The following is a 12,099-nucleotide window of genomic DNA, read 5'->3' as shown; positions in this document are numbered from 1 at the left end:
GCTTTCCTTACTCGGCGGTCTCGACGGTGATGACGGCCTCGACCGGTTCGCAGTCCGGCGCGGTCGCCAGGACGCGGATCTTCCCGGTGCCGGTGGGCCGTACGACGGCCAGGGCGCGGCCTTCGTGGGTGTGCCGCGTGGTCGCGTCGAAGCGTTCCTCCGAGGCGGGGGCGGCGCTGCCGAAGCCCACCAGTTCACCGGCGCCGGAGACCTCGATCGAGACCGGCCGGTCGGCGGCGGTGTGGAGGGTGCCTTCGGCGTCGGTGAGGGTGAGGGTGATGTAGGCGAGGTCACCGCCGCCGCTCTCGATGACCGGGCGGTCGGGCTCGGCCGTCAGCCGCACCGGACCATGGGCCCGCTGGAGGCTGGTGCGGCCGGTCTCGATTCCGCCCCGGTAGGCGACGGCGACCAACTCCCCAGGGACGTAGGCGACTTCGAACTCGGTGCGGAAGCGGTGCCGCGCGCCAACGGGCCGCCGTCCGAACGAGTTGCCGTTGCCGAGCAGTTCGACCTCGTCGGCGTCGGAGTACACCTCGACGGTGATCGGCCTGCCCTCGAATCCGGGCCAGGTCCAGCTGGCGATGCTGTCGCTCCAGGCCCACGGTCCGCCGATGGGCGTCAGCCCGTGATGCTCGGGGCGCCGGACCGCGAGGTAGGGCTCGGAACGCAGGCCGAAGACGATCTCGCGGTAGTAGGAGGCGGGACGGCGATGACCGGTGATGTCGATGTCGCCGCAGCCCGCGAGGAGGTGCGGGAAGGGCGCGGTGTGCTCGGGGCGGGGGTGCTCCGGTGTCGCGAACTGGGGCCGTCCGATGCCGACTTCGCCGATGTAGTCCCAGCCGGTCCAGGTGAAGTCGCCGATGACGTGGCCGTGTTGCTCGACCAGCCGCCAGTTGCCGTCGATGCGGGTGGGGAAGGTCTCGGTGCCCAGGATGATCCGGTTCGGGAAGAGTTCGCGGTCGAGGGTGTAGCGGGCCTCGGCGTAGTTCATGCCGGCCACGTCCAGGACGGCGAAGGACTCGGCGGTGCGCTGGGTGACCAGGTCGGAGGCGCTGACGTAGTTGATCATGTCGCCGGCGTCGGCCATCTGGGAATTGATGCCGCCGCTCTGCTCGGCCGCTTCCGTGTGCTGCCCTCGCAGGGCGGCCAGTTCGGACATGACGGCGAGGAAGCCGTTGACGGCGTTGGTGACATAGCGGGAGGAGTCGAGGGAGCGGACCTTCTCGGCGAGCCGGCGCCCCCACGCGGCGCCGGCGGGCGAGCCGACCTCGGGGATCTCGTTGCCGATCGAGTACATGATGACGCTGGGGTGGTTGTAGTCCTTGGCGACCATCGCCTCGACATCGCGCTCCCACCACTCGGGGAAGTGCAGGCTGTAGTCGAAGCCGCTCTTGGCGGACGTCCACACGTCGAAGGTCTCGTCCACGACGAGCATGCCGAGCCGGTCGCAGGCCTCCAACATGGCCCTGCTCATGGGGTGGTGCGACATGCGGATCGCGTTGAACCCGGCGTCCTTGAGCAGCTCCACCCGCCGCTCCTCCGCACGGGCGTAAGTGGCCGCGCCGAGCGGGCCGTTGTCGTGATGGACGCACGCGCCGCGCAGTTTGACGGTACGTCCGTTGAGGCGCAGCCCCTGCTCGGGGTCGAGCTGGAGCGAGCGGATCCCGAATACCACGCTGTCGCTGTCCACCGGGTCGCCCTCGGAGCTCAACGCGACCTGGCAGTCGTAGAGATGGGGGCTGTCCACGTCCCACAGGCCCGGCTCCCGCACGTACAGGCGGGAGCGGACGACGGCGTCCTCGCCGGGGAGGACGGTGACCTTGGTGATGTCGCCGGTCACGGAGTTCCCGGCCGCGTCGCGCACGTTGACCGCGAGGTCGAGGGTGCGGATCGCGATCGAGTCGTTGCGCACCCGGGTCGCGACCTCGACCACGGCCCGCTCGCCCTCGACGTCGAGCGTGGTGACGCGGATGCCGTCCGGGACCAGGCGCACCAGATCGCCGGTGAGCATCCAGACGGGACGGTAGATCCCGGCGCCGGTGTACCAGCGGGAGTCCTGGTGGGCGCGGGCCTCGACGCGGATCTCGTTGTCCTGTCCGTAGCGCAGGTAGGGGTCGGCTTCGACGGTGAACTGCGAGTAGCCGTAGGGGCGTTGGCCGACGTAGGCGCCGTTGATGTGGACGGTGGCGTCGCGGTGGACGCCCTCGAACTCGAACTGGACGCGTCTGCCCCGCAGTTCGTCGGGGACGGTGAACGTCTTGCGGTACTCGAAGACGCCGCCGGGGAAGTAGGCGCCCGCACCTCCTTCCATGGTCACCTCGCCGTCCGGCGCGACGCGATCCTGGCCGATCATCGCGTCGTGCGGGAGGGTGACGGCCTGGAACGGGGCCACAGGGCCGGACAGTTCGGCGAAGGGGTTCACCTTGCGCCGGGTCTGCCAGTCGTCGTTGAAGGAGGTGCGGATCATCGCCTGCCTTGTCTGTTCGGGAGAGGTGGGGGAGGGCGGAGGGTCAGGCCGCCTGGCCCGCCTCCACGGTGTCGATACGGCGTGCCTTCGGGATGAGGGCCACCAGTACGGTGCCCAGGCCGCAGAATCCGGCGACGAGCAGGAAGCCGTTCGCGAAGCCGCCGTCGAGGTAGAACTGGGTGCCCTTCATGACCACGCCGTCCTGCGCCATGACCGTGAACACCAGCTGGCTGACGATCACTTGGATCACGCTCTGGACCAGCCACTGGGAACCGTTGGCGAGGGCCTGCTCCTCAGGAGCCACCGACTCGATGACCATGATGGGCAGCACGGAGACGACGAGTCCCATGCCCGGGCCGGAGATGACGCCCAGGAGAATGAAGTGCCAGATCTCTGTGTGGAGTTGGGAGGCGACGACGTATCCGGCGGTGGTCAGGGCGCCGCCCAGGGCGAGCAGGACGCGGGTGTCGACGCGACGGGCGAGCCATCCGGTGAGGACCGCCGTCGCGATCACCAGGACGCTGATCGGCGACTGGACGGTGGCGCTCTTGGTGACCGACCAGCCGAGGCCGTCGGACATCGTCGGGATGTGCGGCATGAGGGTCAGGAGCATGGTGACGGTGCCGACCGCGAAGGTGGCGCCGGCGCCGACCGAGGCGGCCAGGAAGACCGTCCACACCCGGCGCCGCTTGATCAGCGGCAGCGGCAGCAGCGGGTCGGCCGCGCGGGACTCGTAGGGGAGGAACAGCAGCACCGCGAGGACGCCGAGGCAGATCCAGGTCAGTGTCCTTCCGCTGGTCCAGCCCCAGGTGGAGCCCTCGCCGATGCCGTAGACGATCGCGCTGAGGCCGCCGCCGAGCAGCAGGCCGCCGATCCAGTCCATCCGGCGGGCCGCTTCGCGGACCGGGCTCTCGGGCACGCACAGCAACTGGAGGAGCAGGCATACGGCGGTGGAGACGACGATGAACCACAGGGCGCCGTGGAAGCCGTGATGGTCGATCAGATAGGCCGACAGGAACGGGCCGCCGAGGCCCACCAGGCCGATGCTGGCGGCCAGGACACCACTGGCCGTGCCGACCAGTCTGCGCGGGAAGATGTCGCGGGCCAGGGCGTAGGCGATGAACACCGTCGCCCCGTAGGCGCCGGCGAGGACGCGTCCGGCGATCAGTGTCGAGTAGTCGGTGGCGAAGGCGGCGATGGCGTCGCCGAGCAGGCCGAGGGCGGTGGCGACGACCAGGACGCGCTTCTTGCCGTACATCGCGGCGGCCTTCATCGCGAACGGCGTCAGGAACGTGCCCAGCAGCGCGCCCCCGAGGGTGAACCACGCGATCTGCGTCGTACGGAAGTGGACGGCCACCTCGGCCTGCGAGTTGCCGGCGAGCAGACCCGCGATGGGGTTCAGGGCGACGGTCCACAGCAGCGCGACGAGCGCGAGGAGGTGCCGGGAGGTGAAGCCCGTCCGTTCGGCCTGTGCGGCGTCGGGGGCGGTCTCGGTTGAGGACATGGAGTACCTTTCACGGCTTTGTGAAACGTTTCAGTCGACTGTTGACGACTTCCTGCCGGTGGGGGGAGGGGGGTTTGGTTTCCGGCGTACGGCGCCAGTGATGCGCGTCAGTGACGCGCGTAAGTAGAAAACCGCAGTGCGTTCAGGACGGCAAGATGCGCGGGGGTAACGAGCTGGTAACGCGATGGCCCCCGGTCCGAGGACCCGGTCTCAGAACTCGGTCTTAAGAGGAGAGCCGCTTGACCAGCCGCAGGCTGTCTCCCGGCCCGCCCGGGATCACGCGTCGACCGGTAAGGCCCGCCACCACGGCCTCCGCGCGGTGTCGGCCCGCCTCCTGGAGGTCGAAGTAGACCGTGGAGAGCGCCGGCGCGGCGAAGCGGGCCATGGGGATGTCGTCGGCCCCGACGACCGCGAGATCGTCCGGAGCGGTCAGCTCCAACTGCCGCATGGCGGCGAGCAGGGCGATGGCGTGCTCGTCGTTGAACGCGCACACGCCGGTGATCTCCTCGTCCTGCCACCGCTTCACCACATGGGCGAGCGGGGCGATCTCCAGATCGGGCGCGCCGAGCGCGAGCGGGGGCGCGACACCCGCGTCCGCGCACGCCTCGACGACCCCCTGGAGGCGCTCCTCGCCCATGCGCCGGAACCGCGACGGCGAGGGCAGCAGATATCCGATCCGGCGATGACCGCGGCCGATCAGATGCTCCGCCTGCATACGTCCCAGCGAGGGCATGGCGGAGAGATGGGCGTCGGTCGGCGGCAGCACGACCCGCACACCGAGCCCGTGCAGCGCCGCGACGGTCGCCTCGTCGAAGCCCTCGAACCCGAGCACCGCCGAGGCGCCCACGGTGGCGCACACGTCCGGCACCGACCGGCCGCGCTCGGCCATCAGATGGGTGACCAGCGTCAGCCCGTGATCGGCGAGGGCGACGGTCAGTTCCTCGACGAAGCGGCTGATGCTCGGACCGATGGGCAGATCGGGGATGGACAGCAGCACGATGTCGCTGCGGCCGGCGGCCAGGGCACGCGCCGAGGCGTGCGGCCGGTACTGGAGCCGCTCGGCCGCGGCCAGCACCCGCTTCCTGGTCTCCTCCGGGATCGTCTGCCCGGGCCGGTTGTTGAGCACGTAGCTGACGGTGGTGCGCGAGACGCCGGCCGCGTGGGCGACGTCGGCACTGGTGATCCGCTTCGCGGGGCGCGTCATGACCCTCTGATCCGTCCGAGCCGTCGGCACGGCCGCACGCGTGTTCCGCCCGTCGCGCACCGCCCGCCACCTGCCGCGGTCTCGGCAGGTGCCCCGATGATACGCGTCCCGCGACACGTTCACTGACGCGCATCAGTCGGAGGGGCTCAGGGGCGGTCGGCGACACGGGTACGTTCCATCAGGCGCTGAAGCGTCGCGTCCAGGGCGTCGCCCTCGACCAGCCCCACGACCCGCTTCATCGGCACGTCCCGCACCGCCTGGAGCAGTTCCGGACGGTCGCTCAGCTGCGAGCCCTGGTCCTCGGGGAGAGCGGCGGTGAGTTCGTCCAGGAGGGTCGAGCCGATGACGGGGTGCGCGATCCACTCGCCGAACGTGGACTCCAGGGTCAGTTCCTGGGCGGGCGCGTCCCCGGCGAGGGACACGGACGCCTCCGCGACCATGTGCTCGGCGTTCTCGCCGATCTGAACCCGGTACTCGCCGGGCGCGACCGCCCAGCCGGCGTCCAGGACGTCGTAGTAGGCGAAGGCGCGGCGGCCCAGGTCGAAGGTCAGCGTCCGGGACTCGCCGGGCGCGAGGCGGACCTTGGTGAAGGCGCGCAGCTCGCGTGTCGGCCGTCGCACCGGTCCGGCCTGCGGGGAGACGTAGACCTGGACGACGTGCTTGCCCGCGCGGTCGCCGGTGTTGGTGACGGTGAGCGAGGCGCGGGCCGAGTCGTCCCCGGTGCTCTCCACGGCCAGGCCGCTCACCGTGAAGGTGGTGTAGGACAGCCCGTGCCCGAACGGATAGCGCACCGGTGTGCCCGTCGTCCCGTACCAGCGGTAGCCCACCATGACGCCCTCGCCGTAGCGGACATGGCCCTGCTCGCCGGGGAAGTTCACGAAGCTGGGGTTGTCCTCCAGCCGTAGCGGGATCGTCTCCGCGAGTCGGCCGGACGGGTCGGCCGCGCCGAACAGCAGGTCGGCGAGCGCGCCCCCGCCGCCCTGGCCGAGCAGGAAACCCTCCAGGATCGCGTCGACGTCGTCGTGCCAGCCCTCCAGCGAGACGATCCCGCCGTTGGAGAGCACCACCACCGTCCGGACGGCCGCCGCGGCGACGGCACGGATCAGTTCGATCTGTACGGCCGGGAGGTGGAGCGTGTCGCGGTCGAATCCCTCGGACTCCTCGCGCTCCGCGAGCCCGGCGAAGACGACGGCCACGTCCGAGGAGCGGGCGAGGGCCACCGCGGCCTCCCGGAGCGCCACGGCGTCCCCGGAGCCGTCCGAGGCGAAACCGGGCGCGAAGTCAACCGTGTTGGTCCTTTCGGCCGCCAACTCCCGCATCGCGTCCAGGGCGTTGTCCAGCCGGGTCGGGTTGAGGTGCGAGCTGCCGCCGGCCTGGTGGCGCGGGGTGGTGGCGAACTCCCCGATGACCGCGACCCGTTGACCGGGCGCCAGCGGCAGGACACCGTCCTCGTTCTTCAGCAGGACGGCGCACTCGGCCGCCAGCTCCCGGGCCAGCCGGTGATGGGCGTCCACGTCGAAACCGTCGCACGGCTCGGCCACCAGACCGGCCAGCGCGAGAATCCGTCGTACGGCCGTGTCGACCGCGGACTCGTCCAACTCGCCCTCGCGTACGGCGTCCACGATGCGCCGTGTGTTCTCCGGAGCGGGGCCCGGCATCTCCAGGTCCAGCCCCGCCAGCACGGACGCCACCGGGTCGTGGACCGCACCCCAGTCGGACACCACCGCTCCGGTGAACCCCCATTCCTCGCGCAGGACTTCGGTCAGCAGCCACCGGTTCTGCGCCGCGTGCACCCCGTTGACCTTGTTGTACGCGGCCATCACGGTGGCGGGCCGGGCCTCGGTGACGATGTGCTCGAAGGCCGGGAGGTAGATCTCGCGCAGGGTGCGCTCGTCGACGTCGGCGCTGACCCGCATCCGGTCGGTCTCCTGGTTGTTGACCGCGAAGTGCTTCAGGGAGGCGCCCACGCCCTCCTCCTGCTGGCCGCGCACATGGGCCGCGCCGAGGTGCCCGGACAGCAGCGGGTCCTCGGAGTAGTACTCGAAGTTGCGGCCGCACAACGGGGACCGCTTGATGTTCACGCCGGGGCCCAGGACGACGTGCACACCGAGGGCGCGGGCTTCGCGGCCGACCGCCGCGCCGACGCGGGCGGCGACCTCGGGGTCCCAGCTGCTGCCTACGGCCACCGCGGGCGGGAAGCAGGTGGAGGGCAGGCTCTGGTAGATGCCCATGTGGTCGAACTCGCCGACCTGGCGGCGGACTCCGTGCGGGCCGTCGGTCAGGACGACCGAGGGGAGCCCGGCGTCCTGGACCGGGTGGGTGGACCAGAAGTCCTGTCCCGACAGCAGTGCGGCTTTCTGCTCCAGGGACAGGCGGGACAGGTCGATGTCGGGCATGCGGGGTCCTTCTGGGTGGAGACGGCGGCTACTGACGCGCATCAGTGACGCGCGTCCGTGGACCTTAGCCGGGGAACCGGTGGTGAACAAGGCTTCCCGGGCGTGCGGTGCGCGGAGTCATCCCGGGGCCGGAACCGCGCCTCCTCCCGGAGGAGGACAGCGGTGCGTCGGCTCATGCAGGGACACCAAGCGGGATTGCGAGCACGCGCACGATGTCCCGGCACCCCCTGTCCCGTCAGGCTGGCCGTCCACCCGAGACCTGACCTGGAGACCTGTTTCCTGTGGCTACCTCGCTCTACCGTCTGGGCCGCACGGCCTTCCGGCGCCGCTGGCTCGTCGTACTGCTGTGGGTGGTGATCCTCGGCGGTGCCGGGGCCGGCGCCGCCCTGGCTCCGGCCTCCTCCGACGACGGCACGTCCTTCATGCCCGGCATCGAGGCGCAGAAGGCGTTCGACCTCATCGGGGAGCGCTTCCCCGGGGCGGACGCCGACGGCGCCACCGCGCGGATCGTGTTCGTCGCGCCCGAGGGCGAGAAGGTGACCGCCGCCGGAAACCGGGCCGCCATCGACACGCTCGTCACGGAAGCGTCCGACGAACCCAAGGTCGCGAACGCCGTGAGCCCGTTCACCGCGGGCGCGGTGAGCGAGGACGGCTCCACCGCCTACGCCACCGTGAACTACGAGGTGAAGGCCGACGACCTCACCGACACCGACAAGGCCGCCCTGGAGAAGACCATCGGCGCGGCGCGCGCGTCCGGTCTCACGGTCGAGGTCGGCGGCACCGCCCTCGCCGAACAGCCCGCCGCGGGCGGCAGCGCCGAGGCCATCGGCATAGGTCTCGCCGCGGTGATCCTGCTGATCACCTTCGGATCGCTCGCCGCTGCCGGGCTGCCGCTGCTCACCGCCGTGCTCGGCGTCGGGACCAGCATGGCCGCGATCATGGCCCTGGGCAGCGTCTTCGGCCTGTCCCTGACCACGGGTACGCTCGCCTCGATGCTCGGACTCGCGGTCGGCATCGACTACGCCCTCTTCGTCGTCTCCCGCTACCGCGAGGAGCGCGCCAACGGCCATGAGCCGGCCGAGGCGGCCGGGCTCGCGGTCGGCACGGCCGGCTCCGCCGTGGTCTTCGCCGGGCTGACCGTCGTCATCGCGCTCGCGGGCCTGACCGTGGTCGGTGTCCCGATGCTGACGAAGATGGGCCTGTGCGCGGCGGGCGCCGTGGTCGTCGCCGTGCTGGTCGCCCTCACCCTCGTCCCGGCGCTGCTGGGCATGTGGCCGGACGCGGTGCTGTCCCGCCGTACCCGCAAGAATTCGCCGGTCCCCGCCGCGACCGGCAACGGCGGAAGCCGCTGGGCGCGCTTCGTGCTGCGCCGCCCGGTAGTCGTGCTGGTCGTTTCCGTCGTGGGCCTGGGCGTGCTGGCCCTGCCCGCCACGAGCCTGGAGATGGGCATGCCGGGCGCCGAGTCCAAGCCGGTCTCGTCGACGGAGCGACGGGCCTACGACGCCCTCGCGGACGGCTTCGGCGCCGGTTTCAACGGCCCGCTGACCATCGTCGTCGACGCCAAGGACGCGACCGACGCCAAGACGGCCGTGCGACGGATCGCCAAGGAGATCGGCGCCACGGACGGGGTCGTGTCCGTCTCCTCCGCACAGTTCAACGAGGCGGGCGACACCGCGCTGTTCTCGGCGGTCCCGGCCACCGGCCCGAACGACGAGCACACCAAGGACCTCGTCCGCACCATCCGCTCGGAACGCGCCGCCCTGGAGCGCGCGACGGGGGCGACCTTCGAGGTCACCGGCAGCACCGCGATGAACATCGACATCGCCGGGGCCCTCCAGGCCGCCCTCGTGCCCTACCTGGCCGTCATCGTCGTACTGGCCCTGCTGCTCCTCCTGGTGGTCTTCCGGTCGGTGCTCGTCCCGGTCAAGGCCGCGTTCGGGTTCCTGCTGTCGGTGCTGGCCGCTCTCGGCTCGGTCGTCGCGGTCTTCCAGTGGGGCTGGGGCGCGCAGTTGCTGGGCGTGGAGCAGGCCGGCCCGATCATGAGCCTGATGCCGATCTTCCTGGTGGGCATCGTGTTCGGTCTGGCGATGGACTACGAAGTGTTCCTGGTCGCCCGGATGCGGGAGGCGTACGTCCACGGCGACCGCGCCACCGACGCCGTCGTCTCCGGGTTCCGCCACAGCGCGCGGGTGGTCGTCGCCGCCGCGGTGATCATGATCGCGGTGTTCTCCGGGTTCGTCGGGTCGGGCGAGTCGATGGTCAAGACGATCGGGTTCGGGCTCGCCGTGGCGGTGCTGTTCGACGCGTTCGTCGTACGGATGGCTTTGGTGCCCGCCGTGCTGGCGCTGCTCGGCGACAAGGCGTGGTGGCTGCCGAAGTGGCTGGACCGGGTGCTGCCCCGCGTCGACGTGGAGGGCGCCGGGCTCACGACTCCGCCGCCGGTCGTGGGCGGCGAGACCGCGCCCCAGGAGCCGGTGAGGGTTTGACCGGACGGTGGGTGGCGGCGCCGGGCAGCACGGCGCCGCCACCCACGCGATGTGTGAGCATGGCTGTTCCCTGAAGTGTTTCGGAGCGTGATGAGTACCAGTTGGCGGCACCGGGCGACGGCCCACCCGAGGGCGCTGGACCTCGCGGGACTGGTCCTGCTGTTCGCCGTCACCGTCTCCGGCCTTCTGGCCACGCGGGCGCTGGCCCCCCGTCCGCTGACCCTGTGGCCCGCCGTCGCCGTGGTCGCGCTCGCCTGCGCGGCCCTGAACTGGCGGCGGCACCATCCCCTGCCCGTCCTCGCCGTCACGGCGTCGTGCACGATCGTCGTAGGCGCGCTCGGCTATCTTCTGACGCCGCTGCTGATGGGCCCGCTGCTGGTCGCGCAGTACGAGACGAGCCTGCGTACGTCCCGGCGCACCGGGTGGAACGGCGCCCTGACCGTCACCGGCTGCGTGGTGGTCGGCGGCCTGGTCTTCCCCTCCTTCCTGGACTCCGTAGTCTTTGCCGTCGTCAACCCCACGGCGTGGATCCTGCTCTGCGCGGCCCTCGGCGGCTACCGGCGGGTGCGCCGCGACTACGCCGTGGCCCGCGCCGAACACGCCGACCGGCAGCGTGAGGAGGAGGCACGGCACCGGGTCGTCCAGGAGCGCATGCGCATCGCGCGCGAACTCCACGACGTGGTCGCCCACCACCTGACCCTGGCGGACGCCCAGGCCGGAGCCGTGAAGCACCTGGTGCGGACCCGGCCCGACCAGGCCCTGGAGATCATCGACAAGCTCCCCGAGACGACGGCCGCCGCGCTGCGCGAACTCAAGGTCACGGTGGGCCTCCTGCGGCAGGACACCGACCCCGCCGACGACCTGGACCCCGCACCGGGACTCGACCGGCTGCACGACCTGGTCGACTCCTGCGCGGCGGCCGGACTCCAGGTCACCGTCACCGTCGAGGGGGAGCGGTGCCCGCTGACCCCCGTCCTCGATCTGACGGCCTACCGGATCCTCCAGGAAGCGCTGACCAACGTCACCAAGCACGGCTCCGGGCGCGGCGCCGAAGTACGGCTCGCCTTCACGCCCCGGCGGCTCAGCCTGACCGTCGCCAACGCCACCGCCGACGACCACATCCTCGCCGCGTCCGGCCCGGGAGGCGGGTTCGGCCTGATCAGCATGCGCGAGCGGGCCACTTCGGTGGGCGGTACCTTCCACGCGGGCCGCCGTGCCCAGGGCGGCTTCGAGGTCGTCTGCGCCCTGCCGCTCGACACCCCCCTCGACAGCCCCGACGAAAGTCCCGCCCCATGACCATCCGTGTCCTGCTCGCCGACGACCAGGCCCTGCTGCGGGCCACCTTCCGTATCCTCATCGACTCGGCCGAGGACCTGACGGTGATCGCGGAGGCCGCCGACGGACAGGAGGCCGTCGAACTCACCGAGGAACACCGCCCCGACGTGGTCGTCATGGACATCCGGATGCCGCGCCTCGACGGTGTCGCGGCCACCGCCGCGATCTGCTCCCGGCCCGAACTGACGGACACCCACATCCTCGTGCTCACCACCTTCGAGAACGACGAGAACGTCGCCAAGGCCCTGCGCGCCGGCGCGAGCGGCTTCCTCGGCAAAGGCGTCAGCCCCGAGGTCCTGCTGTCGAGCATCCGTACGGTCGCGGCCGGCGAGGCCCTGCTGTCGCCCACCGCCACCCGGGCGCTGATCACCCGCTTCCTGGCCACCCCGGACCACGACGACCTGCTCGCCCTCCCCGATGCCGTCAGGTCCCTGACCGACCGCGAACGCGAGGTCGTGACCCTGGCCGCGCACGGCAGGTCCAACGCCCAGATCGCCGAGTGGCTGGTCCTGAGTCCGCTCACCGTGCGCAGCCACATCCAGCGCGCCATGACCAAACTGGACGCGCGCGACCGCGCCCAGCTCGTGGTGATCGCCTACCAGAGCGGACTGGTGACACCGCGGTCACCGGCGCCGGGCCCGGCGGACGCGGGCTGACCGGTCCCGGCGCGGATCGGCTGACGCAGACCCCAGGCCTGGGCGTGCCTG

General features: G+C 71.4%; 7 protein-coding genes. 3 read left to right on the top strand and 4 right to left on the bottom strand.

Annotated elements, in window-relative coordinates; genetic code table 11:
• Positions 1 to 7 precede the first annotated feature (7 nt).
• From ACIQPR_RS21900 to ACIQPR_RS21885, 4 genes are all read right to left on the bottom strand, one after another.
• The gene (locus ACIQPR_RS21900; RefSeq protein WP_403650820.1) at positions 8 to 2,467 is read right to left on the bottom strand and encodes a glycoside hydrolase family 2 TIM barrel-domain containing protein; all 2,460 of its coding nucleotides are present in this window, start codon (positions 2,465 to 2,467) and stop codon (positions 8 to 10) included.
• 43 nt (positions 2,468 to 2,510) lie between these two features.
• On the bottom strand, positions 2,511 to 3,971 hold the full coding sequence (locus ACIQPR_RS21895; RefSeq protein ID WP_403650818.1) for an MFS transporter: 1,461 nt from the start codon (positions 3,969 to 3,971) through the stop codon (positions 2,511 to 2,513).
• Between the two features lie 223 nt (positions 3,972 to 4,194).
• A complete protein-coding gene (locus ACIQPR_RS21890; RefSeq protein WP_403650817.1) occupies positions 4,195 to 5,175 on the bottom strand; it encodes a LacI family DNA-binding transcriptional regulator in 981 nt (326 codons plus the stop codon).
• Positions 5,176 to 5,321: 146 nt separating this feature from the next.
• Positions 5,322 to 7,571: a glycoside hydrolase family 3 C-terminal domain-containing protein gene (locus tag ACIQPR_RS21885; protein ID WP_403650815.1), complete on the bottom strand. Its 2,250-nt coding sequence runs from the start codon at positions 7,569 to 7,571 to the stop codon at positions 5,322 to 5,324.
• Positions 7,572 to 7,852: 281 nt separating this feature from the next.
• On the opposite strand from ACIQPR_RS21885, the gene ACIQPR_RS21880 reads away from it, so the two are divergent.
• From ACIQPR_RS21880 to ACIQPR_RS21870, 3 genes are all read left to right on the top strand, one after another.
• A complete protein-coding gene (locus tag ACIQPR_RS21880; RefSeq protein ID WP_403650814.1) occupies positions 7,853 to 10,057 on the top strand; it encodes an MMPL family transporter in 2,205 nt (734 codons plus the stop codon).
• A gap of 90 nt (positions 10,058 to 10,147) precedes the next feature.
• Positions 10,148 to 11,353: a sensor histidine kinase gene (locus tag ACIQPR_RS21875; RefSeq protein WP_403650812.1), complete on the top strand. Its 1,206-nt coding sequence runs from the start codon at positions 10,148 to 10,150 to the stop codon at positions 11,351 to 11,353.
• Positions 11,350 to 12,048: a response regulator gene (locus tag ACIQPR_RS21870; RefSeq protein ID WP_403650810.1), complete on the top strand. Its 699-nt coding sequence runs from the start codon at positions 11,350 to 11,352 to the stop codon at positions 12,046 to 12,048. The genes ACIQPR_RS21875 and ACIQPR_RS21870 overlap by 4 nt, the downstream gene beginning before the upstream one ends.
• Positions 12,049 to 12,099 lie beyond the last annotated feature (51 nt).

The sequence above is a fragment of the Streptomyces sp. NPDC091280 genome, from assembly GCF_044768565.1.
Taxonomy (GTDB): domain Bacteria; phylum Actinomycetota; class Actinomycetes; order Streptomycetales; family Streptomycetaceae; genus Streptomyces.
Note: the sequence above shows the minus strand (reverse complement) of the source record. Positions and strands in the feature narration are given on the sequence as shown.

Coding starts and splice junctions, on each gene's coding strand:
- ACIQPR_RS21890 (WP_403650817.1), bottom strand. CDS start 5,175: ATGACGCGCCCCGCGAAGCGGATCACCAGTGCCGACGTCGCCCACGCG.
- ACIQPR_RS21900 (WP_403650820.1), bottom strand. CDS start 2,467: ATGATCCGCACCTCCTTCAACGACGACTGGCAGACCCGGCGCAAGGTG.
- ACIQPR_RS21870 (WP_403650810.1), top strand. CDS start 11,350: ATGACCATCCGTGTCCTGCTCGCCGACGACCAGGCCCTGCTGCGGGCC.
- ACIQPR_RS21895 (WP_403650818.1), bottom strand. CDS start 3,971: ATGTCCTCAACCGAGACCGCCCCCGACGCCGCACAGGCCGAACGGACG.
- ACIQPR_RS21885 (WP_403650815.1), bottom strand. CDS start 7,571: ATGCCCGACATCGACCTGTCCCGCCTGTCCCTGGAGCAGAAAGCCGCA.
- ACIQPR_RS21875 (WP_403650812.1), top strand. CDS start 10,148: ATGAGTACCAGTTGGCGGCACCGGGCGACGGCCCACCCGAGGGCGCTG.